General features: G+C 59.3%; 25 protein-coding genes. 23 read left to right on the top strand and 2 right to left on the bottom strand.

The window, feature by feature from the left end; all coding sequences use genetic code 11:
- Window position 1 precedes the first annotated feature (1 nt).
- From EPG66_RS04875 to EPG66_RS04770, 22 genes are all read left to right on the top strand, one after another.
- On the top strand, window positions 2-1,687 hold the full coding sequence (locus tag EPG66_RS04875) for an MFS transporter (protein ID WP_115758923.1): 1,686 nt from the start codon (window positions 2-4) through the stop codon (window positions 1,685-1,687).
- Window positions 1,684-2,778: an HlyD family secretion protein gene (locus EPG66_RS04870; RefSeq protein WP_182686116.1), complete on the top strand. Its 1,095-nt coding sequence runs from the start codon at window positions 1,684-1,686 to the stop codon at window positions 2,776-2,778. The genes EPG66_RS04875 and EPG66_RS04870 overlap by 4 nt, the downstream gene beginning before the upstream one ends.
- Window positions 2,775-4,160: an efflux transporter outer membrane subunit gene (locus EPG66_RS04865; protein WP_031594528.1), complete on the top strand. Its 1,386-nt coding sequence runs from the start codon at window positions 2,775-2,777 to the stop codon at window positions 4,158-4,160. The genes EPG66_RS04870 and EPG66_RS04865 overlap by 4 nt, the downstream gene beginning before the upstream one ends.
- Before the next feature lie 266 nt (window positions 4,161-4,426).
- Complete coding sequence (locus tag EPG66_RS04860) at window positions 4,427-4,813, top strand: lipoprotein (RefSeq protein WP_033771404.1); 387 nt, start codon at window positions 4,427-4,429, stop codon at window positions 4,811-4,813.
- A gap of 230 nt (window positions 4,814-5,043) precedes the next feature.
- Complete coding sequence (locus tag EPG66_RS04855; RefSeq protein ID WP_182686114.1) at window positions 5,044-5,775, top strand: beta-ketoacyl synthase chain length factor; 732 nt, start codon at window positions 5,044-5,046, stop codon at window positions 5,773-5,775.
- Complete coding sequence (locus EPG66_RS04850) at window positions 5,768-6,568, top strand: lysophospholipid acyltransferase family protein (protein ID WP_022625895.1); 801 nt, start codon at window positions 5,768-5,770, stop codon at window positions 6,566-6,568. Before EPG66_RS04855 ends, EPG66_RS04850 begins: the two co-directional genes overlap by 8 nt.
- Window positions 6,569-6,581: 13 nt before the next feature.
- Window positions 6,582-6,839 (top strand): phosphopantetheine-binding protein, encoded by a 258-nt coding sequence (locus EPG66_RS04845; RefSeq protein ID WP_010669816.1) that lies wholly within the window; start codon window positions 6,582-6,584, stop codon window positions 6,837-6,839.
- A gap of 16 nt (window positions 6,840-6,855) precedes the next feature.
- Entirely contained in the window at window positions 6,856-7,110 is a 255-nt protein-coding gene (locus EPG66_RS04840; RefSeq protein WP_010246453.1) for an acyl carrier protein, read from the top strand.
- A 7-nt stretch (window positions 7,111-7,117) separates the two neighbouring features.
- On the top strand, window positions 7,118-7,681 hold the full coding sequence (locus EPG66_RS04835; protein ID WP_083068396.1) for a COG4648 family protein: 564 nt from the start codon (window positions 7,118-7,120) through the stop codon (window positions 7,679-7,681).
- Window positions 7,678-8,997 carry an AMP-binding protein gene (locus EPG66_RS04830; RefSeq protein ID WP_182686429.1) on the top strand — a complete coding sequence of 440 codons (1,320 nt, stop codon included), beginning with the start codon at window positions 7,678-7,680 and terminating at the stop codon, window positions 8,995-8,997. Before EPG66_RS04835 ends, EPG66_RS04830 begins: the two co-directional genes overlap by 4 nt.
- A complete protein-coding gene (locus EPG66_RS04825) occupies window positions 8,984-9,331 on the top strand; it encodes a 3-hydroxyacyl-ACP dehydratase FabZ family protein (RefSeq protein ID WP_083068393.1) in 348 nt (115 codons plus the stop codon). Before EPG66_RS04830 ends, EPG66_RS04825 begins: the two co-directional genes overlap by 14 nt.
- Window positions 9,325-11,034, top strand: coding sequence for a glycosyltransferase family 2 protein (locus EPG66_RS04820; RefSeq protein ID WP_182686112.1), 1,710 nt, complete (start codon window positions 9,325-9,327; stop codon window positions 11,032-11,034). Before EPG66_RS04825 ends, EPG66_RS04820 begins: the two co-directional genes overlap by 7 nt.
- Window positions 11,027-11,440 carry an acyl-CoA thioesterase gene (locus EPG66_RS04815; RefSeq protein ID WP_064704819.1) on the top strand — a complete coding sequence of 138 codons (414 nt, stop codon included), beginning with the start codon at window positions 11,027-11,029 and terminating at the stop codon, window positions 11,438-11,440. The genes EPG66_RS04820 and EPG66_RS04815 overlap by 8 nt, the downstream gene beginning before the upstream one ends.
- Window positions 11,434-12,042, top strand: a complete 609-nt coding sequence (locus tag EPG66_RS04810; RefSeq protein ID WP_010246442.1) for a LolA family protein — start codon at window positions 11,434-11,436, stop codon at window positions 12,040-12,042. Before EPG66_RS04815 ends, EPG66_RS04810 begins: the two co-directional genes overlap by 7 nt.
- Window positions 12,029-14,335, top strand: coding sequence for an MMPL family transporter (locus tag EPG66_RS04805; protein WP_083068386.1), 2,307 nt, complete (start codon window positions 12,029-12,031; stop codon window positions 14,333-14,335). The genes EPG66_RS04810 and EPG66_RS04805 overlap by 14 nt, the downstream gene beginning before the upstream one ends.
- Entirely contained in the window at window positions 14,332-14,904 is a 573-nt protein-coding gene (locus tag EPG66_RS04800; RefSeq protein ID WP_039387464.1) for a DUF3261 domain-containing protein, read from the top strand. Before EPG66_RS04805 ends, EPG66_RS04800 begins: the two co-directional genes overlap by 4 nt.
- Complete coding sequence (locus EPG66_RS04795; protein WP_083068384.1) at window positions 14,901-16,061, top strand: beta-ketoacyl-[acyl-carrier-protein] synthase family protein; 1,161 nt, start codon at window positions 14,901-14,903, stop codon at window positions 16,059-16,061. The genes EPG66_RS04800 and EPG66_RS04795 overlap by 4 nt, the downstream gene beginning before the upstream one ends.
- Window positions 16,051-16,527 (top strand): hotdog family protein, encoded by a 477-nt coding sequence (locus EPG66_RS04790; RefSeq protein WP_083068382.1) that lies wholly within the window; start codon window positions 16,051-16,053, stop codon window positions 16,525-16,527. Before EPG66_RS04795 ends, EPG66_RS04790 begins: the two co-directional genes overlap by 11 nt.
- Window positions 16,524-17,255: a 3-ketoacyl-ACP reductase FabG2 gene (locus tag EPG66_RS04785; protein WP_083068380.1), complete on the top strand. Its 732-nt coding sequence runs from the start codon at window positions 16,524-16,526 to the stop codon at window positions 17,253-17,255. Before EPG66_RS04790 ends, EPG66_RS04785 begins: the two co-directional genes overlap by 4 nt.
- A complete protein-coding gene (locus EPG66_RS04780) occupies window positions 17,252-18,487 on the top strand; it encodes a beta-ketoacyl-ACP synthase (RefSeq protein ID WP_181882715.1) in 1,236 nt (411 codons plus the stop codon). The genes EPG66_RS04785 and EPG66_RS04780 overlap by 4 nt, the downstream gene beginning before the upstream one ends.
- A gap of 133 nt (window positions 18,488-18,620) precedes the next feature.
- Window positions 18,621-18,764, top strand: coding sequence for a hypothetical protein (locus EPG66_RS04775; RefSeq protein WP_010246429.1), 144 nt, complete (start codon window positions 18,621-18,623; stop codon window positions 18,762-18,764).
- 39 nt (window positions 18,765-18,803) lie between these two features.
- Window positions 18,804-18,977 carry a hypothetical protein gene (locus EPG66_RS04770; RefSeq protein WP_010246427.1) on the top strand — a complete coding sequence of 58 codons (174 nt, stop codon included), beginning with the start codon at window positions 18,804-18,806 and terminating at the stop codon, window positions 18,975-18,977.
- Here the strand turns inward: EPG66_RS04770 and EPG66_RS04765 are convergent.
- Entirely contained in the window at window positions 18,965-20,128 is a 1,164-nt protein-coding gene (locus EPG66_RS04765; protein WP_182686110.1) for a glycoside hydrolase family 1 protein, read from the bottom strand. The genes EPG66_RS04770 and EPG66_RS04765 overlap by 13 nt on opposite strands.
- A 155-nt stretch (window positions 20,129-20,283) precedes the next feature.
- Here EPG66_RS04765 and EPG66_RS04760 point away from each other — a divergent pair, with 155 nt between their 5' ends.
- The gene (locus EPG66_RS04760) at window positions 20,284-21,744 is read left to right on the top strand and encodes a phospholipase D family protein (RefSeq protein ID WP_182686108.1); all 1,461 of its coding nucleotides are present in this window, start codon (window positions 20,284-20,286) and stop codon (window positions 21,742-21,744) included.
- Window positions 21,745-21,962: 218 nt separating this feature from the next.
- On the opposite strand, the gene mdoC is transcribed toward EPG66_RS04760, so the two are convergent.
- A complete protein-coding gene (gene mdoC / locus EPG66_RS04755; RefSeq protein ID WP_182686106.1) occupies window positions 21,963-23,096 on the bottom strand; it encodes a glucans biosynthesis protein MdoC in 1,134 nt (377 codons plus the stop codon).
- Window positions 23,097-23,137: the final 41 nt, after the last annotated feature.

The following is a 23,137-nucleotide window of genomic DNA, read 5'->3' as shown; positions in this document are numbered from 1 at the left end:
AGTGGCAAAGCGAAATCCCTACGCTGCACGCGAGTGGTTGCCGCACGAAAAACCGATGCTGCCGGGATCGCCCTCGACGCCGCTGCATCCGATGCCAAAACGCCTGGCATTTGGCCTGATCGGTTTACTTATCTCGCTGACCGGTGCGCTGAGTAACGCGCTGGTCACGGCGAATCTGGTCAACCTGCAGGGTACCTTTGGTGCCTGGTCGAATGAAATTGCCTGGCTGCCTGCAGTCTACGTAATGGGCAACATCTCTATTAACCTGCTGCTGGTGAAATTCCGTCAGCAGTTTGGCCTGCGTGTCTTTACCGAGGCGTTTCTGGTGCTGTATGTACTGGTGGCGTTTTTCCATCTCTTCGCCAACGATCTCAGTTCGGCGATCATTGTGCGCACCGCTCACGGTATGGTAGCTGCGGCGCTCAGCTCTCTGGGCATCTACTATCAGGTACAGGCCTGGCCTGCGAAACATCGCCTGAAAGCGCTGGTGATTGGCCTGACGGTATCGCAACTGGCTATCCCGCTGGCCCGCTTATTCTCTTCGGAATTGCTGCAGCTCAACGAGTGGCGCGGTCTCTATCTGTTTGAACTCGGTCTGGCGCTGATTGCGCTGGGCGGGGTACTGCTGGTGAAATTGCCACCGGGCGATCGCATCAAAACCTTTGAAAAGATGGACTTCGTCACCTTTATCCTGCTGGCACCCGGTATGGCGCTGCTGTGCGGCGTACTGACGCTGGGCCGTATTGAGTGGTGGTTTACCACGCCGTGGCTCGGTATCTGTACCGCGATCGCCCTGACGCTGATTGTCGCTGCGATCGTCATTGAGCATAACCGGCGCAACCCGCTGATCAATACCCGCTGGCTCAGCAGCGGCATGATGGTGCGGCTGGGCATTGTGATGATCATGATCCGTATCGTACTGGCGGAACAGAACACCGGCGCAATCGGCTTTCTGCAGCAGGTTGGCTTGCAGAACGATCAGATGCGCGGTCTGGCGCTGGCGATCATGGCCGGGGTTATTGCGGGCATCGCCGCCAGTGCGCTGACCATCAAGCCCAATCATCTTAACTGGCCGATTGTCACCTCGCTGGTGGTGATGATTATCGCCTCGCTGATGGATGCGCAATCCAGTCCGCTGACCCGCGCCAGCAATATGTATTTCAGCCAGTTTCTGCTGGGCTTCAGCAGCGCCTTTTTCATGGCACCCGCGATGCTGATGGGCATTGGCAGCGTGGTGACTCAGCCGAAAAATCTGGTGAGCTTTGTGGTGCTGTTTGGCATGAGTCAGAACCTCGGCGGGCTGATCGGCTCGGCTATTCTTGGCACGTTTCAGGTCTGGCGGGAAAAATATCACTCCAGCCTGCTGGGCGATCAGCTGTCACTGCTCGATCCCAACGTCACCGAACGGCTCAGCCAGTATAATGCGCTGTTTAATTCGCTGGTGGGTGACAACGTTCTGCGCGGGGCGCAGAGCACCAGCCAGTTACAGGTAATCGCCACGCTGCAGGCCAACGTGCTCGCCTATAACGACACCTACCTGTTAACTGCCGCGCTGGCACTGGTCACCCTGATGTGGGTGATCTGGCGTTTGACCCGTCGTCGTTATCTTGACTGGCGTCAGGCGCAATTTAACCTGCGTGAGCAGCAACAGCTGGCCGCATTACAGGAATCAACGGAGAAACAATGAGTCAGCAGGATGAGCTTCAGGCGGCGGAACGCGAACGCGCGAACCGCCGTCGTATTCTTTCTATCGCCGCAGGCAGCGGCATTGTGGTGATTGGCGTACTGGTTATTCTTTATGCCTGGCAACTCTGGCCCTTCACCAGCGCAATACAAAGCACCGAGAATGCCTATGTGCGCGGTCAGGTGACCTTTATCAGCCCGCAGGTTAATGGTTATCTCACCTCAGTCGAGGTGATCGATCTGCAGCCGGTGAAAAAAGGGCAGTTGCTGATGACGATTGACGACCGTATCTATCGCCAGCGGGTGCATCAGGCGCAGGCGCAGCTGGCGATGAAGCAGGCGGCGCTGAACAATAACCTGCAGCAGCGTCGCAGCGCAGAAGCGACCATCCAGAGCAATAAAGCGGCACTGGAGAATGCCAAAGCACAGGCGCTGAAAAGCGGCTTCGATCTGAAGCGTGTCGAAAATCTCACGGCGGATGGATCCCTGTCAGTGCGTGAGCGCGACGCCGCCCGGGCCGCAAATGCCCAGGCGCAGGCGCAGGTACGTCAGGCTGCGGCGCAGATCGCCGTCGCCCAGCAGAATCTGCAAACCGTCATCGTTAACCGTGACGCGCTGAAAGGCGATGTCGACAGCGCCCGCGCCGCGCTGGAGCTGGCAGAGATCGATCTGGCGAATACCCGGATTACCGCGCCCGATGATGGCCAGCTCGGCCAGCTGGCGGTCCGCACCGGCGCCTATGTCACGGCAGGTACGCGCCTGACCTCGGTGGTGACCAATCACAAATGGATTATCGCGAATCTTAAAGAGACCCAGCTGGCAAATATTCGTCCTGGCCTGCCGGTGACGATTCGGGTCGATGCGCTGGATGGCAAACGCTTTACGGGGCAGGTTGAATTTATCTCTCCGGCCGCAGGCTCAGAGTTCAGCGCGATTTCGCCCGACAACGCCACCGGAAACTTCGTTAAAATTGCGCAGCGCATTCCGGTTCGCATCCGCATCAATGACCAGAATATGCATCAGTTACGTCCGGGTATGTCGGTCGAAGTCAACATCGACACCGCCGCACAACCTGCTGGTGAGGGCGCGCCATGATACGGCGCGGCTTAATGGTAAGCGCGCTGGCACTCCTTCTGACCGGCTGCACCACGCAGGTTGAAAAGGCACCCGCCTCTCTGCCGATCCCCGACGCCTGGCGCAATAGTGTGGGGCCATCTGCTGCGCCGGAGGCGGAGTGGTGGCGTGCTTTTCATGATGAAAATCTCAACCGGCTGGTGACGCAGGCGCTGCGCAATAATCCCGATATCCTCACGGCGCGATCCCGGGTTGACCAGTATCGCGCCCAGCTGCGCGCCACGCAGGGCGATAACTTTCCGACCCTGAGCGCTGGTGTGGCCGCGACCCGGGAGCGTACGCTCTCGTCAGTGACGGGCCAGCCCTATGAAACCGATATTTTTCAGGGCTTATTACAGGCGAACTACGAGGTCGATCTCTGGGGAGCACGCAGCAGCAGCATCACCGCATCGCAGGCGAGTTTAGCGGCGCAGCAGGCCGCCGCGTCTGCCGCGGAGCTGACCATCGCCAGTTCGGTGGCATCAGGTTATCTCAACCTGTGCGCGCTGGATGAGCAGTTGCGGGTCACGGAGGCGACGCTGGCGACCCGCAATAATTCGCTGAAGCTGGCACAGCGTCAGTTTGAAACCGGCTACACCTCCAGGCTGGAGTGGATGCAGGCCGCCTCGGAATATCAGTCGGCCAAAGCGCAGATGCCCCAGTTGCAGCACCAGATCACTCAGCAGGAGAATGCGCTGAGCCTTCTGGTCGGTATGAACCCGCGCAGCATCGCCCGTCGTCAGCAGTTTGACCAGATTTCACCGCAGCGGATGCCGTCGCTGCTGCCATCAGAGCTGCTTAATCGCCGTCCGGATATTGTGCAGGCTCAGCGTCAGTTACTGGCCGCAGATGCCAGCCTGGCATCGTCGCGCGCTAAGCTGCTGCCCGGGCTTAACCTCACCGCGACCGGCACTCTGCAGAGTTCGGTGCTGCACCAGCTCGCGGATGATCCGTTCCGGCTCTGGAGCGTGGGCGGCAGCATCCTGGCACCGCTGCTGAACCGTGAAGCGCTGACGGCGCAGGTGGATGTCTCAATGGCGACGCGAAATCAGGCACTTTATGGCTATGAAAAAGTGGTGCGCAACGCCTTCTCGGAAGTTAACGATGCAATAGACGCTATCAGGCAGCGTGAGGCACAACTTCAGGAGCTGCAAAAGCAGGAAGCCTATGTAACGGAGGCGCTGCGCATTGCCCGCAATCGCTATCAAAACGGCTACGCCTCCTATCTGGATGAACTCGATGCGCAGAGAACCCTGTTTTCAACGCAGCTGAATCGGGTGACTGTCAAAAATAACCTGCTGCTGGCGCAGATCGATCTCTACCGCGCGCTGGGCGGTGGCTGGACACCCGCCTCCACACAGTAATCTTCAGACCGATCCAGCCGCAGCCAGAGTTTCTGCGGCCTGGATCGGCCTCTGCGCTGTCGCGGCGACTGCGTATATTCCCCGCTTTAATCCCCCAAATAACCCCCTAAAACCCATGCATACTTCTGCTTACCTGTCTTTACATTCGGTGGTATCATGCGCGGGTTTTAAGCCAGCCAGACGGAAAAGCGCACTGAAAGCTTAGCCTGCGCGAGGCGGATTAATCATTTAACTTACTGATATAAAAATAAAAGAAGGGATTCATCATGAATAAAAAAACTATTTTCACGCTGGCCGTGGTCGCTGCGTTATTAACCGGCTGTGCGCGCACTGCGCCGATTCATAACGTGAATCAAACGCTCACTCAGCGTTACAGCGACAACCAGATGAAACTGGCGATCATCGAAGCGGGTATTGGCCGGAAATGGGTGATGACTCCCGTTTCGCCTGGCGTGATCAATGGTCGTCTGGCCCAGCGTGATTTCGTGGCGACTATTCGCATCACGTATACCAGCCAGAACTACCGCATCGATTATGTCAGCAGTGAGAACCTGAAAGCGGAGCAGGGCGAGATCCACAATAACTACAACCGCTGGATTGCCAATCTCGATCAGGATATTCAGTTACGACTCTCTGCTCTTGCCGCTCAGTAATGCGTGCGCTGTCGCAATGATGTGTCGACAGACGATCAAAGCATAAAGATCTCCGGCAGCCGGCCGACAAATCAGATGAGCCGCTATTGCTGAACCACTGAGTAACCCTCTACCGTGAAGGCCTGATGCGGAATCGGCAGAGGGTTTCCCGGACGCATTTTTTTTGCAGAGGGCCGGGATGACGCCCCGATGAACGCCGACGCCACACATATGACAAAAAGAGTGTTGAGATGAGACTCGCTTACTCACTGGTCGACTGGCAGGCTCTGGCTCCGGGATTACACGGGTGCGAGGGCTGGCAGCACTGGGCGCAACAGGGCACCGTCATAGACCCTAAAGAGGCGATGGCAAAGCCGCAATTTTTACCGATGATGACAGCACGTCGTCTGAGCGGCGGCAGTCGTGCGGCGGTAGAGTGTGGGCTGGCGCTGCTTGCGCGTCAGCAGGTTGACGCTATCGTGTTCACCAGTCGTCACGGTGAACTGGAACGTAATCTGCGTATCCTCACTACGCTGGCCGATCAGCAGTCTATGTCACCCACGGATTTTGCCATGTCGGTTCACAATTCGGCGGTCGGCAGCCTGACCATTGCAGCCAAAGCACCACTGGTCTCCACCTCAATCGCTGCCGGAGTCGACTCGTTTCAGCAGGGATTGATCGAAGTCAGCGCGCTGCATCAGGCGGGTTATCAGCAGGTACTGCTGGTCGATTTCGACGGCATCGTGCCTGACTACTATCTGCCGTGGCTGCCGGAACAGCGTGTGAACTTTCCCTATGCGGTGGCGCTGCTGCTGCGCCCAGGCGACCAGCTGCACTGCACTGGCCGTGCTGGCAGAGAGGAGAGGGCAGACTCAGGGTTACCGCAGAGCCTGCGCTTTCTGCAGGAGTGGCTGGCGAAATCGCCCACCTTCAGCCTGCCGGGCGAACGCCTGACATGGCACTGGGAGAGACATCATGGCTGATTGTTCACAACCGGCGCACTACACCGGCAGCCGCATGAACTATTGCTGGCGGCTGGTGATGACGGCGGTGAGTTTTACGCTGTTTGGCATAGGCGGGCTGCTGCTGTCGCTGATTGGCTTCAACCTGCTGCTGCTGGTACAGCGCGATTCGCTGCGCCGCCGCCTGCTGGCCCGACGCGCTATCGCCTTTAGCTTCCGCTGCTTTCTGCGATTCTGCCGGATGACCGGGGTCTATGACTACCGGATTGAAGGCGCAGAGCTGCTGCAACAGGATCGCGGATGCCTGATTGTCGCTAATCATCCATCACTGATCGACTACGTGATGATCGCTTCAGTACTGCCAGAGATGGATTGTTTGGTTAAGGCCGATCTGCAAAAAAATCCCTTTATGCGTGGGGTGATCCGCGCCGCGGACTATCTGATCAACAGTGAAGCGGAGACGCTGTTGCCGGACAGTCAGCAGCGACTGGCACGCGGCGACAATATCCTGATCTTTCCGGAAGGCACCCGTACCCGCTACGGTCATCCACTGACTCTGCAGCGCGGGGCAGCCAATATCGCGGTGCGCGCCGGATGCGATCTGCGCGTGGTTCACATCACCTGTAGCCAGCGTATGCTCGATAAACAGAGCCGCTGGTATCAGATTCCGCCGGTTAAACCGCTGTTTACCGTGCGTGTACAGACGCGAATCGACAGTCAGTCGTTTTGTGAAAGCAATCCCGATGCGCAGCCGCTGGCCGCGCGTCGCCTGACCCGCCATTTACAGCAGGCGCTGGTCCCCCAGAACAGGTAAGACGAAAACCGGTATGGATTCATTAATTAACGATATCAAACAGATGATTATCGACACGCTCAACCTTGAAGATCTCAGTCCCGATGATATAGAGACCGACGCTGCACTGTTTGGCGACGGGCTGGGGCTGGACTCGATTGATGCACTGGAACTTGGCCTGGCAGTGAAAAATCGCTACGGCGTGGCGCTGTCCGCTGAGAGTGAAACCCTGCGCGCCCACTTTTTCTCTGTTGCGACGCTGGCTGCGTTCGTCAACCAACAGCGCGGCTGAAAGCGGAGACAACCTTATGATGAACAAAGAACAGATCTATCAGGAAGTAGCTTCGCTGCTGACCAGCCTGTTTGAAATTGCGCCTGAGGATATCCATCCCGAGGCACGTCTGTATGAAGATCTCGAACTCGACAGCATTGATGCCGTCGATATGGTGGTTCATCTGCAAAAACGTACCGGCCGTAAAATTAAACCGGAAACTTTCCGCGCAGTGCGCACCGTGCAGGATGTGGTGGATGCCGTGGAACAACTGATGCGCGAAGACGCCTGATCCCGCCGTGCCTGCTGCTACGCTTCGCCTGCTGAATCTGCTTACGCTGCTGGCCTGGCCACTGCTGGTCTGGCTGGCGCTGACCCAGCCGCGCTGGCAGGGGCTTTTCTGGCTGCTGGCGCTGCTGTTTGGCCTGCGCTGGCTGCAGTTGCGTCGTCAGCAAAACGCCATGGGCGCGGTCATGGGCTGGCTGGCGCTGCTCGGCGCACTGCTCTGTGTCAGCAGCCAGCTATTACGCACTCAGCATCTGCTGCTGTGGTATCCGGTGGCGGTCAATCTGGCGATGCTGCTGGTGTTTGGCGCCTCACTCTGGAGTGCGATGCCGCTGGTGGAACGCATCGCCCGGCTGCGTGAGCCCATGCTCCCCCCTGCGGCAGTGCGCTATACCCGCCGCGTCACCCAAATCTGGTGCCTGTTTTTTATCGGCAACGGCAGCATGGCGCTCTATACCTGTTTGCTGGGCGATCTGCGGCTCTGGACGCTGTGGAATGGCGGCATAAGTTATCTGCTAATCGCAGCGCTGATGAGTGCTGAATGGCTGGTACGTCAACGCGTGAGGCGAAAAGCATGAGGGTAGCCGACTGGCTGACGGGAGACGATCGAGAGGTCGCCTGGCGCGGCGATCAACGCTTGATGCTCAGCACGATGCATCGTCAGGTCGTGGCGCTCAGCCAGCGATTAGTAGCACAACCGGGCAGCCACTGGGCGCTCTGTTTTGATGACAGTTACCGTTTTTGTGTGGCGCTGCTGGCATGCTGGTATGCCGGTAAAACGCCGGTGATGCCGGGCCACTGCCGCGCCGCGCTGCTGGATGAGAGGCAGGATCGGCTGGATGGCGTGCTGTGCGACATGCCGCTGGTGGTCAGCCTGCCGCTGCTGGCGTGGGACGACGCAGAAACGCAGGGGCCGCTGCCACCGCTGCCGGAGAGTGCAGAGCTGGTGCTCTTCACCTCGGGATCCACCGGCGCGCCGCGTCAGGTGGTAAAGTCGCTGGCGGTGATGGAGCAGGAGAGCCGCTGGCTCAGCAGCCTGTGGGGCGAACCGTTGCGGGGGTGCCGGGTCATCGCCTCGGTCAGCCATCAGCATCTCTACGGTTTATCGTTTCGACTTTTCCTGCCGATGACGCTCAGGCTGCCGTTTGCCGCCCAGCCGCTGTTTTACGGTGAACAGCTGGCCCGGCTTCCGCGCGACGTTCGCTATGCCTTTATCAGCAGCCCGGCCTTTTTATCGCGGCTGGACAGCGCGCTGAAAGCGCCCGCCTGTGAACTGATTGTCTCTGCCGGTGGCGCACTGCGCGACTCTGATGCGGAGCAGGTCTGCCAGCGATTTGGCTGTCAGGTCAGTGAAATCTACGGCAGCACCGAAACCGGAATTCTGGCCTGGCGTCAGTGTGATCGGGCGGAGGCGCCGTGGCGCTGCTTCCCGCAGGTCAGGCTGGAGCAGGTGACGCCCGATCGCTGGCAGGTCTGGTCGCCGCTGATTGCCGATGACAGCGGGCTGCAGCTCGACGATCGACTGACTATGCAGCCGGACGGCGGATTTCAGCTGGCAGGACGCCACGATCGCATCGTAAAAATCGGTGACAAGCGCATCTCATTAAGCGAGATAGAGCGCCGTCTGACCGACCTGCCGGAAATCGAGGATGCCGTGGCGCTGGTGGTCACGCGTCATGAGCGTCAGGCGATTGGCGTCGTGCTGGCGCTGAACAGCGCGCTGGATGAGGCGGCTCTGCATCAGCGCAGGCAGCAGTGGAAACGCCAGCTGCAGCGCTGGCTGGAACCGCTGGCGATGCCGCGCTACTGGCGGATTGTGGCCACCATTCCGGTAACCACCCAAAGCAAACGCGCCTGGCCGCAAATAGAGGAACTTTTTCATGTTGCCGATTGAACGAAGCCGGGAGCTGCGGGCTGACAGCGCCACGCTGACCCTGCAGATTGATGCCGGACTCTTCTGGTTTCAGGGCCACTTTCCGCATCTGCCCATTCTGCCCGGTGTGGCTCAGCTCGACTGGGTGATGCACTACGGGGTGTCACTGCTTGCGCCCGGCAAACAGTTTGTTGCCGTTGATAACATTAAATTTCAGCAGCCGGTATTACCCGACTCGCTATTGCAACTGCGTCTTGACTGGGACGCTGAAAAATCCCGCCTGAGTTTCCGTTACAGCCTGCTGAAGGACGACGGCGAGCAGACCGCCAGCAGCGGGAAGATCGCGCTGTGTTAAGCGCCCCATTTTCACCCTGCGTGGTGATCCCCTGCTACAACCACGGCGCGATGATGGCGTCAGTACTGGCACGGCTGGCACCCTTTAATCTGCCGGTAATCGTGGTGGATGATGGTAGTGATGCGGCCACTCAGCTTCAGCTGGCGACGCTGCACGCCCCGCAGCTCAGCCTGCTGCGACTCGACAGCAATCAGGGTAAAGGCGCGGCGGTGATCCACGGACTGCGGGCCGCGGCGGCACGCGGCTTCACCCATGCGGTGCAGCTCGACGCGGACGGCCAGCATCAGGCGGAAGATCTGCCGCTGATGCTGGCGGAAGCGGAGCGTTATCCCGACGCGCTGATCTCCGGTCAGCCGCTCTATGACGACTCGATCCCCAAATCACGCCTTTACGGTCGCTACATCACCCACTTCTGGGTCTGGATTGAAACGTTGTCGCAGTCGATCCGCGACAGCATGTGCGGCTTCCGCGTCTATCCCCTGGCCGCGACGCTGGCGCTGTGCGATCGCCGGGCCATCGGTCAGCGCATGGATTTTGACACCGAGATCATGGTGCGACTCTACTGGCAGGGAACCCGCAGTCGCTTTATCCCGACCCGCGTCACCTATCCGGCCAGCGGGCTGTCACACTTCGATGCGCTCTACGACAACCTGCGCATCTCCTGGATGCATACCCGGCTGTTTTTCGGCATGCTGCCGCGCATTCCCCGTCTGCTGGCGATGCGCAAACCGCCGACGCACTGGTCTGTGGAAACGGAGCGGCGCGGACAGTGGGGATTACGTTTTATGCTGGCGGTCTATCGCTACGGCGGGCGCCTCCTCTTTACGCTGCTACTCTGGCCGGTAGTGGCGGTCTACTGGCTGAGCGGACAGCGCGCGCGACGCGCTTCCCGGCAGTGGCTGGCGCAGGTCACTACCGCCGCGCAGCAGCAGCAGATTGCGTTACCGCCACGGCTTAACAGCTACCGCCATTTCCTGCGGTTTGCCGGGGCAATGCTGGATAAAGTGGCCAGCTGGCGCGGCGATCTGCGCTGGGGACGTGATATCGATTTTGCGCCAGGCGCAGAAGCGGTGATCCGTACACCCACGCCGCAGGGCAAGCTGATTCTCGCTTCCCATCTTGGCGACATTGAAGCCTGTCGCGCGATGGCGCAGCAGGTCAGCGGGCTGGTGATTAATGCGCTGGTGTTTACCGACAACGCCCGGCGTTTTCGGGCGGTGCTGGAAACCATTGCTCCACAGGCGGGGGTGAATCTGATGCCAGTGAGCGATATCGGGCCGGAGACCGCTATCCTGCTGCAACAGAAGCTGGATGCGGGCGAATGGGTGGCGATTGTCGGGGATCGCACTGCGGTCAATCCGCAGCGCGGCGGCGAGCGGCGGGTGATCTGGAGCGACTTTCTGGGCCGCGCCGCGCCCTTTCCACAGGGGCCGTTTGTACTGGCGGCTGCGTTGCGCTGTCCGGTGCTGCTGATGTTCGCCCTGCAGCAACAGGGTAAACTGCGTATTCACTGTGAGCCCTTCGCCGATCCGCTGCTGCTGCCGCGTGCACAACGTCAGCAGGCACTGCAACAGGCGGTCGATCGTTACGCAGCGCGGCTGGCCCATTACGCACTGCTGGCGCCGCTCGACTGGTTTAACTTTTTCGATTTCTGGACGCTGCCTGATCAACAGGCGCACCACAAGGAGTCTGACCATGACTGAACATCATGCTGAAGTCGTGCTGACCGTCTCATTCCACGACTGCGATCCTATGGGCGTGGTCTGGCACGGCAACTATTTCCGCTTTTTCGAAGTGGCGCGTGAAGCCCTGCTGCGCAGCATTAACTACAGCTATGTCGAGATGGCCGCCAGCGGCTACGTCTGGCCGGTGGTCGATACCCGGGTCAAATACCGCCAGCCACTGCGCTGCGAAGAGACAATTCGCGTCAGCGCCCGGATCACAGAATATGAGAATCGTCTGCGCATCGACTATGAAGTGCGAAATGCTGCCGGCCAGATCACCACCAAAGCGCATACTCTGCAGGTGGCGGTGGAGCAGGAGAGTCAGGCGTTGTGCTTTGTTTCACCCGATATTTTACTGGAACGTTTAGGAGTGAAAGGATGCTGAAAATTGTGCTTACCAGCCTGCTGCTGTGGGCCAGTGCCGCCAGTGCGGTCACGCTGGATCAACTGCAGCAGCGTTTTGCCAGCCAGCCGGTGATTCGTGCAGACTTTATCCAGACGCGCACCATTTCCGGCATGCGTCAGCCGCTGGTCTCGCACGGGCAGATGCTGATCGCTCGCGAGCAGGGCTTATGGTGGCATCAGCAGACACCCTTTGTGATGACGCTGCTGCTGGATGATAAACGCATGGTGCAGAGCCTCAGCGGCCAGAAGCCTCAGGTGATCACCGCCGACAGCAACCCGCAGATGTTCCAGTTCAACCATCTCTTGCGGGCGCTGTTCCAGGCCGACCAGAAAGTGCTGAACGAGAACTTCAGCGTGGCCTTCAGCGATCGCGGCAACGGAGCCTGGACGCTGGAGCTGACGCCCAAAGCGGCGCCGCTCAATAAAATCTTCAACCGTATCTCGCTGGCGGGCAGCGCTTACCTGGACAGCATCAACCTGGATGATAAGCAGGGCGATAAAACGCAAATAGAGCTCAGCAACACCCGCATTGAACCGCCGCAGTTAAGCGACGAGGAGCAGGCGCGTTTTGCCGGGCCGTAACGATCGGCTGCTGGCCCTCCTGTGGCTGGCCCTCTGTCTGCTGCTGGCGGCAGCGCTCTCTTTTTTGCTGCCGCGCAGTCAGCTCAACAGCAGTGTGCTGGCGCTGCTGCCGCAGCAGAATCTGGGGGCGGCACCGCCTGCGCTGCAGCAGGGCTTTATGCAGCGACTGGATCGCCAGCTGGTGTGGCTGGTTTCACCCGGAGAGCAGGACGATCCCCAGGTCGCCGCCTGGTGGCTGGCCCAGCTGCGCGCGCTGCCTGACCTGAAACAGGTGCAGGGTGATCTCGACGGGCAACAGCAGCAGCAGTGGGGCCGCTTTGCCTGGCAACACCGTAACGGCCTGATCGATGAGGTGACGCGCGACCGCTTGCAGAACGGCGGTGAGGCGCAGGCTGACTGGCTGCTGGCGCAGCTCTTTTCGGCTTTCTCTGGGGTCAGCAGTAAAGAGTTGCAGGGCGATCCTCTGATGCTGGTGCGGGGTTCGCAGCTGGCGCTGGCACAAAACGCCGGGCGCATGACGCTGCATGATGGCTGGCTGACAGTAAAAGATGCACAGGGTCAGCAGTGGTATTTTCTGCATGGCGAACTGGCGAACAACGCCTTCAGTATGCAGCAAAGTCATGCGCTGGTTACCCGGCTCAGCGCGCTGGAGCAACAGCTTAAAAGCCGCTGGCCGCAGGCGAAACTGCTGACGCGTGGCACGGTGCTGTTCAGCGACAACGCCAGCCAGCGTGCGCAGCATGACGTAAAAACGCTGGGCAGTGTGACGCTGGGGGGCGTCATCCTGCTGGTGCTGCTGGTCTTCCGTTCACTGCGCCCGCTGTTGCTGACTGTCACATCCGTGGTCATCGGCGCGATGGCGGGCACGGTGATGACACTGCTTTGCTTCGGTGAACTGCATCTGATGACGCTGGTGATGAGCCTGAGTATTGTCGGCATCTCGGCCGATTACACGCTCTATTATCTCACCGAGCGCATGGTTCATGGCGATCAGCAGACGCCGTGGCAGAGCCTGCGAAAAGTCCGCGGCACGCTGCTGCTGGCGCTCGGGACCACCGCCATCGCCTGGCTGCTGATGCTGCTGGCACCCTTTCCGGGGCTGCGGCAGCTGGCGGTGTTTGCCGCGAGCGGCTTAACGGCTTCCTGTCTGACGGTGATTCTGATCTATCCGTGGCTGGTACGCGGATTACCGGTGCGTCCGGTACCGCTGATGGTGCCGCTGGCGCGCTGGCTTGCCGCCTGGCGTCGCCAGCGCGGGCTGCGCGTCGGATTACCGGTGGCGATGGCGATCTTTGCGCTGGCCGGTATCGCCCAGTTAAAGGTGGATGATGATATCGCCCATCTGCAAAGTGCGCCTGCGCATCTGCTGGAGCAGGATCGCCAGCTGGCAACCCTGACCGGACAGCGCGCCGATCAGACCTGGTTTGTGGTCTGGGGCGATGACGCGCAGCAGACGCTGCAGCGGCTGGAAAAACTGGCACCGGATCTGCAGCAGGCGCAGCAGCAGGGCTGGCTGCAGCACTATCGTCTGCTGCCGCTGACGTCGCTGGCGCAGCAACAGCGGGATCTTCAGCTGTTGAAAGAGGCAGCACCGGATATTACGGCCCGCCTGCAGCAGGCGGGTATCACGCTGCCGGCACCGGATCTGACCCCGATGCCGGTAACACCAGAGGCGTGGCTGGCGAGTCCGCTGAGTGAAGGCTGGCGACTGCTGTGGCTGACGCTGCCAGACGGGCGCAGCGGTGTTTTGATCCCCACCAGCGGCGTAAAAAACAGCGCTGCACTCGCGGAGCTGACCAAACAGCATCCGGGCGTCAGCTGGATTGACCGTAAATCAGGTTACGATTCGCTGTTCAGTTTCTGGCGCACCCTGCTGAGCGGGTTACTGGCGCTGGCGCTGCTGCTGATCACCCTGAGTTTTGTTATGCGACTGGGGTTAAAAGCGGGCTTACGCAGCGCGCTGCCGTCAGTGCTGTCGCTGGCGATGGCGCTGGCAACGCTGGGCTGGATCGGCGCGTCGCTGAATCTGTTTGCCCTGCTGGCACTGATTCTGGTGCTGGGCATCGGCATTAATTACACGCTCTTTTTCAGCAACCCGCAGGGTACGCCGCTGACCTCGTTGCTGGCGGTGTCGCTGGCGATGATTACCACCTTACTGACGCTGGGGATGCTGGTATTCAGCAGCACCAGCGCGATTGCCAGTTTTGGCACAGTGTTATGCAGCGGCATCTTCAGCGCTTTCCTGCTGTCGCCGCTGGCGATGCGACCCACCCGATCAAGGAGTAAACGATGATCCGCGCCGCTCTTATTCTGCTGACGGCTCTGCTGCTCAGCGCCTGTGCCGGACCTGCACCTGACAGCAGCCGTCCCACCGCCTGGCTGAAACCGGGCGTGAAGGTGACGCTGCCACCGCCGGGCATCCGTCCCGCCTTCCAGCAGCAGCAGTTGCTGACCGGACAGGTGAAAGGCCAGAGTCAGTCACTGCTGGTGCTGCTCAGCGCCGATGAACAGCAAATTGATCTGGCCGGACTCTCCTCGGTGGGTATTCGCCTGTTCAGCCTGCGCTACGATGCCAGCGGTATTCACACTCAGCAGCTGATGCCGCTGCCGCAGATGCCGCCTGCCAGTCAGGTGCTGGCGGATATTATGCTCAGCTACTGGCCACGGGATCTGTGGCAAAAACAGCTGCCGCCAGGCTGGACGCTGCAGGATCAGGGGTTAAAGCGACGGCTGATCGATGCCGATAACCAACTGGTCACCGAAATCGATTATCTGCAACGCGGTAATCAGCGCCAGCCCATCAGCATTCAGCAGCATGCGTTTGGCTATCAGATCCGCATTCAACATCTGGATGCCTTATGATTTACATCTCTGCCATCGGCATGCTGAATGCCCTGGGGAATAATACTCAGCAGATTGCGGCCAGTCTTACCAGGGGTGAGGCACCCGGCATGCAGCTGCGTCATGGCTGGCTGAGCGGTGACCGCACCTGCTGGCTTGGCAGAGTTGAAGGTGATTTGCCATCGATTCCTGCTGCCCTGAGCGTGCACAACACCCGTAATAACCAGTTGCTGCTGGCCGCACTGGCGCAAATCCGTCCGGCGCTCGACGCGGCGATTGCGCACTATGGTGCCAGCAGAGTGGCAATTGTGCTGGGAACCAGCACTTCGGGCGTGGATGAGGGCGATCAGCAGATTGGCGGCAGTCAGTCCGGTTATCACTATCAGATGCAGGAGCTGGGCGATCCTTCCCGTTTCCTGGCTCACTTTCTGTGCCTGGATGGCCCGGCCTATACCATTTCAACCGCCTGCTCCTCCAGCGCCCGCGCCATTATCAGTGGTGAGCGTCTGATCGCGGCGGGGCTGGCGGATGTGGCGCTGGTGGGCGGTGCGGACTCGCTGAGCCGGATGCCGATCAACGGATTCGACAGCCTGGAGTCGCTCTCTGAACGTCGCTGCGCCCCTTTCAGCCGCGATCGCGACGGCATCTCCATTGGCGAAGGGGCCGCACTGATGCTGCTGACGCGGGAACCGCAGCCGCTGGCGCTACTGGGAGCTGGCGAATCGTCTGACGCCTGGCACATGTCCGCTCCCCATCCGCAGGGCGAGGGCGCTGAACGGGCGATGCGTATGGCGCTGCAACAGGCGAACCTGTTGCCAGAGCAGGTGGGTTATATCAATCTGCACGGCACTGCAACGCCGCTTAACGACCAGATGGAAGCTGCCGTGATTCAGCGTCTGTTTGGCAATGCGGTGCCGTGCAGCTCGACCAAACATCTGACCGGCCATACGCTCGGCGCAGCAGGAGTATGTGAAGCCGCCCTCAGTGCGCTGATCCTGCAAAACAATCTGCCACTGCCCGCACAGGATTTCAGTGCGGCGGCGCAGGATGAGACGCTGCCGGATTGCGGATTGTTATTACAGCCGCAGGCGCTGCAACGGCCGGTCATCGCCTCTAACTCCTTCGCCTTTGGCGGCAACAACACCTGTCTGATTCTGGGACGCCAACATGGTTATTAATTCTTCCGCGGCACGCTGGCTGCCGCATGCTGCGCCGATGCTGCTGCTTGATCAGCTGATCGCCGTGGATGATGAGCAGGTCCACTGTCAGGTGTCGACCTGCGCCGGTGGCGTACTGACACCGTTTCTGACGCCTCAGGGTGAACTGCCCGCCTGGTTTGGCGTGGAAATGATGGCGCAAACCGTGGGCGTCTGGTCGGGCTGGCATGCAAAGCAGGGCGGCGCAACCCTTATCCCGCCCGGCATGCTGCTGGGCGGACGCGGCTGGCGGGCAGAGCGATCCCTCTTTCCCGCCAGTGTTACGCTGGATATCAGAATGACGCTGCTGATGCGCGATGACCGCATGGGCAGCTTTGAGGGCGACATTCATTACGGCACCCAGCGGCTTGCCAGCGGTCGCCTGAATACGTATCAACCCAATGAAGCAGAATTACAGCAATTGATGTCACAAGGAAATCAGCCATGACAGATTCGGTATTAGTGACGGGCGCCAGTAAAGGGATTGGCCGCGCGATTGCGTTGCGTCTCGCCCAGGATGGCTATCAGGTTATCGTCCATTTCAACCGTGACCGCGCAGGCGCTGAGGAGTGCCTGCAGCAGATCGAAACCGCAGGCGGCAGCGGCCGTGTGCTGGGATTTGATGTGGCCGATCGGGCAGCAACCCGCGCTGCGCTGGAGGCGGATATTGAGCAACATGGCGCCTATTATGGCGTGGTAAGCAACGCCGGTATCACCCGCGATGCGGCATTTCCTGCCCTGACGGATCAGGAGTGGGACAGCGTCATCCACACCAATCTCGACAGTTTTTACAATGTGATCCAGCCCTGCGTGATGCCGATGATCGGTCTGCGGCGCGGCGGCCGCATTATCACCCTCTCGTCGGTGTCGGGGATAATGGGCAATCGTGGTCAGGTGAACTACAGCGCGGCGAAAGCGGGCATTATTGGTGCCACTAAGGCGCTGGCGATTGAGCTGGCGAAACGCAAAATCACCGTTAACTGCATTGCGCCAGGCCTGATTGATACCGGAATGGAGGGGCTGGAACCTCAGGTGATTGAGGAAGCGATGAAGATCGTGCCGATGAAGCGCATGGGCGCGGCTGAAGAGGTCGCCGGACTGGCGAGCTATCTGATGTCCGATATCGCAGGCTACGTGACGCGTCAGGTCATTTCTATAAACGGAGGCATGCTGTGATCCAGCGGGTAGTCGTAACCGGCATGGGCGGCGTAACCGCCTTTGGTGAGTCCTGGGCTGAAGTTTCGGCACGGATCCGTGCGGGCCGCAATGCGGTGCGCTTTATGCCGGAGTGGCAGATCTACGACGGGCTGCATACGCTGCTCGGCGCACCGGTGGATGACTTTGTGCTGCCTGCGCACTACACCCGCAAGCGTATCCGCGCCATGGGCCGCGTTTCGCTGCTGGCAACGCGCGCGACCGAGCTGGCGCTGACCCAGGCGGGCCTGATTGACCATCCGGTGCTGACCAGCGGAGAAACGGGTATCGCCTACGGTTCTTCCACCGGCAGCACCGGGCCGGTCAGCGAGTTCGCCACCATGCTGACCGAAAAGCACACCAACAATATCACCGGCACCACCTATGTGCAGATGATGCCACACACCACGGCCGTCAATGCCGGGCTCTTTTTCGGCCTGCGCGGCCGGGTGATCCCGACCTCCAGCGCCTGTACCTCTGGCAGCCAGGCGATTGGCTATGCCTGGGAAGCGATTCGTCACGGGTATCAGACGGTGATGGTGGCTGGCGGCGCAGAAGAGCTCTGTCCGTCGGAAGCCGCGGTGTTCGACACCCTGTTTGCCACCAGCCAGCGTAATGACGCGCCGCACACCACACCTGCACCTTTTGATCAGCAGCGCGATGGTCTGGTAATTGGCGAAGGGGCGGGCACGCTGATCCTTGAGTCGCTGGAACATGCCCTGGCACGCGGTGCAACGATCTACGCCGAGCTCACCGGTTTCCATACCAACTGCGACGCCGCCCATATTACTCAGCCGCAGCGGGAAACCATGCAGATCTGCATCGAGCGGGCGTTGCAAAGCGCCGGTATCACGGCCGCAGACGTTGGTTATGTAAATGCGCACGGCACCGCCACTGAACGGGGTGATATGGCCGAAAGTCTGGCGACGGCGGCGGTGTTTGGCGAAACGACACCGATCTCCTCGCTGAAGTCCTATTTTGGCCATACGCTGGGTGCCTGTGGGGCGCTGGAAGCCTGGATGAGTATTGAGATGATGCGGGAAGGGTGGTTTGCGCCAACCCTGAACCTGACGCAACCGGCAGCAGATGGCGGCCAGCTGGATTACATCATGGGTGAGCCGCGTGAGCTTGAAACCGACTATATCCAGAGCAACAACTTTGCCTTTGGTGGCATTAATACTTCACTGATCTTCAAACGCTGGCGCGGCGTCTGATCTCAGGCCCGTGCCGCGCTGGCACGGGCCAGTTTATTTTTCGGACGAAAGAACCGGACGATAATCAGCCTTTCATCTACACTGTCACTCACCGCATCACAACCCGGCGGCCCATGTTTTTCACAGGATAGTTATGTCTTTACCCTTGCCACCCGACGATCACGATGAGCCAATTCGCCAGTCACTTGACGATGCGCACTTTGCGATAGTGGTGCTTGCGGTGACCTCGGTAACGCTTATAATCTTTGTCCTGATGATTACGCTCTGGATGAGCTGACACGCACAGGGATTCAACGGATTGAATAAGGAGAAGGCGATGGACTCCGGAGATGACAAATTAATCGCAATTATCGGTTTGCTGGCGGCCTGCCTGATCGGGGTGACCTTCCTGTTTACCATGGTCTGGCTGACCGACGTACGTCATCCTGCCGATCCCTCTCTCGACGTTCGCTCCTGTTACCCTAAAAAGCCACCTTCTCAGCACGTCTGATTACGTGTCGCAAACTTAATCTGCTGACTGCGCAATACCAGCGCCAGCGGCTCATGCAGATTACGGTTGCCATTGGGATCGGCTAATCCCAGCAGCGGGCCAGGCGAACGCCGGTCATCGGCCCAGGCCGGATACTCCACTACCGGATAGAGCGAAATCCCCTCCACTGCAATGCCCTGATCCAGCGCCACCGCCACGTTTTCACTGATCTCCTGCAGCCAGGGGGCGCGCGCTTCACCCTCTGCGCCGGTTTCAGCAATCAGCATCGGACGCTGGTAGCGCTGCCAGCACTGCGCCAGCAGGATATGCAGCGGCACACGCTCCGGATCCTCCAGCGACATTGGCTGGTCGGGGAAAAACCAGTGATTATCGGGATAGTAGTTCAGGCCGAGGATATCCAGGCAATCTTCACTGCCGCCCAGCTCCTTATCGACGCGACCGGCCAGCATGTCCCAGGCTTCGAACTGCGCCTGATGCTGCGCATCGGCATAAGGTTTGCTGTCCGGATTGTCGGGATGATGAGCGATCTGCACCAGCGGGTCAGTCAGCACAAAGCGCGCCTCCGGATAGACCTCGCGAATGGCATGTATCGCCGCCAGCGAGGCGCGGACCAGCTGGCGCTTCAGCTCTTTACCGCGCTGCGCAGCATGAGGATTAAACCAGGCCACATCCGCCCCGGCCCATGACCAGAATGAGATTTGATTAACCGGTGTAAAGAAGGGGCGTTCGATGCCCTGATCGCGCATCAGTTGTGCCATCGCGCGAGCGAAACGACTAAAATGGTCAACAAATTCGGCTTTCCAGACATTAAGATGATCGGGATAACCGAAATGAGCCAGCTCCCAGATGATCTCCATCTGCTGACGTCGCGCGGCTTCGACCATCGGCAGAAAGCTCTGCCAGTCATACTGGCCAGGGATCTTTTCAATCAGATGCCAGCGCGCACCGTCGCGGGCGGTGAGCAGATGCTGCTCAGCCAGGGCGGCATAATCTTTTTCCAGCAGCATATCGTGTCCGCTGCTGATCACCATATCCAGCCGTTTCCCGGGTGTACGGCAGGCAGTGGAACAGGGGAAACTGCCCTGGAAAAAGCTGCGAAACAGGCTGGGATGATAGCGCTGGCGGGCATCTGTAAGGGATTGATGAGACATATTCCTCTCCTGCCGGGATAATGCCGGTCACAGATCGTCCGGTTAAGTCTAGACTAAAAAACGCCCGTGACCCCTCACTAAGTCGGAACAGAGGAATAGCATCAGAGGTCGGACCGGGGAATAATAAAAATAACTGCATTTTACAGGGAAATGTCATGACCGAAGCGTTTGAGCTCTCCCAGCCATTGGAACAGTCCAGCTGGCTTGAAACACAGCTGGAGCCAGAGTGTCTGCGCCATCCGGGGCTGAGCGGCGTCCATCAGTTAAGCGACGGGCTGGATGCCTTTGCTGCCCGCTATCTGCTGATGCAAAAAGCGGAGCGTTCACTCGATATCCAGTATTACATCTGGCAAAACGATCTCTCTGGCCGGTTGCTGTTCAGCGCTGTGCTGGAGGCTGCCCGTCGCGGGGTAAGAGTGCGGCTGCTGCTGGATGACAACAATACGCCGGGCCTGGACGAGACGCTGGCCCAGCTCAACCGCCATCCCAACATTGAGGTGCGGCTGTTTAATCCGTTCTCGTTTCGCACCCTGCGCGCGCTGGGTTATCTCACCGACTTTGCCCGTCTGAACCGACGCATGCACAACAAAAGCTTTACGGTGGATGGCGTCACGACCGTGGTCGGTGGGCGCAATATCGGCGACGAATATTTCGGCACCGGCAATGAACCGCTGTTTGCCGATCTCGACGTCATGGCAATAGGCCCGGTGGTTAAAGAGGTCGCAGAGGATTTTGAGCGCTACTGGCGCAGCAAGCCGGTTTCTCCACTGCAGCAGGTGCTGGATGAAGAGGAGCCGGAAGAGGACAGTGTGAGTCTGCCAGCAGAGTGGCGTCACAGTGAACCGGTGCAGCGCTATCTTCAGCGGCTGGAAAATTCTTCGCTGCTGCAGGAGCTGGAAGAGGGCTCGCTGGCTCTGACCTGGGCAAAAGCGCGCCTGCTGAGCGATGATCCGCGTAAAGGGCTGGGCAAAGCGCGTGCCAGAAGCCTGCTGCCGCAGCGAATGCTGGAGGTGATAGGCACGCCACAAAAGCAGTTCGACATCATCTCGGCCTATTTTGTACCCACCCGCGCAGGGGTCGCTCAGCTGCTTTCGCTGAAGCGCAAAGGAGTAAAAATTGCCATTCTGACCAATTCACTGGCGGCTAACGATGTGTCGATTGTCCATGCCGGCTACGCTAAGTGGCGCAAAAAACTGCTGCGTCATGGTATTGCGCTCTATGAGCTGAAACCGCAGGCGGGCGTGCCTGATGCCCCGCACGACCGGGGATTAACCGGTAACTCCGGCTCCAGCCTGCATGCCAAAACCTTCTCAGTGGATCAACAGACGCTGTTTATCGGCTCGTTTAACTTCGATCCCCGTTCAGCGGTGCTGAATACGGAAATGGGACTGGTGATTGAGAGTGCGGCGCTCGCCGCAGAGACGCATCAGCGTTTCAGCCAGTCAATGCGCGATCGGGCATGGACGCTGCGGCTGGATAAGTGGGGCAGGGTAAACTGGCTGGAGTATCCGGATGAGCCGCAGCAGATTGTGCATAAACACGAGCCGGGCTGCTCCTGGTGGCAGCGCCTGCAGGTACGTCTGGTGTGGCGACTGCCGATTGAGTGGCTGCTGTAAGCTGGACCTTGCCTGGGTCCAGGCGCTGGCTCATGAAGCATACGCCCTCCGCAAAGACGCAAAACCCGCCATCCCTGGCGGGCTCAGCGCGGGCCATCCCTGGCCCGCTATGCTTTGCTACTGGCGTATGCTCCCATCGCTTTAAACTCTTAAGCTGTCTGTGAGACACATCATTTATAGCCTGACCTCACTTATGGCCCGAGGTCACTGATCGCCTGTCATTGTGCTTGTTTACGCTCAAATTTCCCCGAGAACAGGAACCGCAGCAGCGGGATGCGCAGGTGAATCTCATACAGCAGAAACGCGATGCCAAACACCATTAGCAGGCCGACGAAGAAGCCCAGCGTGTTGTTTTCAATCCGCGGCGTCACGTAAATGCCATACAGCAGCGTCAGCGGATGGTGCACCAGATAGATAAACAGTGACGCATTGACCAGATACATAATGCGCGGCGAATGTGAATTCAGCAGCTTATGACCAAAGCAGAAGCAGACGTTGAGCATGCAAATGCCCATCAGCGTCGAGATAATCGCATCCAGTTCATACAACAAGCCCTCACCGCTGCTCAGTCGCTGGTTGGCGCAATAGGCCGCAAACATCAGCAGCGCACCGACCCACATCACCAGATTGAAGCGGACAAACAGCTGCTTCAGCGGGGGGTGTTTCCACGCCAGCGCTCCCAGCATAAAGAACGGCAGATAGAAGAGTGTCTGCATCACAATGATGCTAAACAAACCATCCATTAGCCACGCAGGCTGGAAAATAAACACCAGACGGCGGAACACGCACCAGAGCAGCGCCCATGCCAGTACGCCCGCCGTCAGCGATCCCCAGCCAACCCGCGAATAATCAATGGTGCGATGCTGATCGCGCAGCCAGCGGAAGGTCACCATCCCCAGCGTGGTCAGCATCACCAGCACCACCAGGAACCACAGGTGTGAAATCAGCTCCCACATCAGGTTATTAAATTTCTGATAGGGGGTGAAGCGGGGCCAGTCAGCCAGCTTAGCCGTCCACTCTTTCAGCATAAAAAATTGCGGCAGCGTCAGCAGCGGAATGGCGGTCAGCAGTGGGATACCTACCCGTTCCAGACGCACCTTCAGGAAGCGACGTGGCTGATAGCGCAGATACAGCATGTAGGAGAAATAGCCCGAAATGACGAAAAACACCTGCATACGAAACGCATGAATAAAATCATTCAGCAGCGTCAGCCATAACGACGCTTCATGACTGTTTACTGCCCATTTCTGCGCAGAGTAAATGAGGGAAACGTGAAACGGCACCCCCAGTAACATCAGATAGGCGCGGATGGAGTCGAGGAAGTATTCACGTTCAGGTTTTACAGTACTCATAAAGTTCCAGTTCGTTAGTACGTTTGACCGGTTTCACCCTG

This window comes from Pantoea pleuroti (genome assembly GCF_014156615.1).
GTDB classification, from domain to species: domain Bacteria; phylum Pseudomonadota; class Gammaproteobacteria; order Enterobacterales; family Enterobacteriaceae; genus Pantoea; species Pantoea agglomerans.
This window is presented reverse-complemented; position numbering and strand designations above follow the sequence as displayed.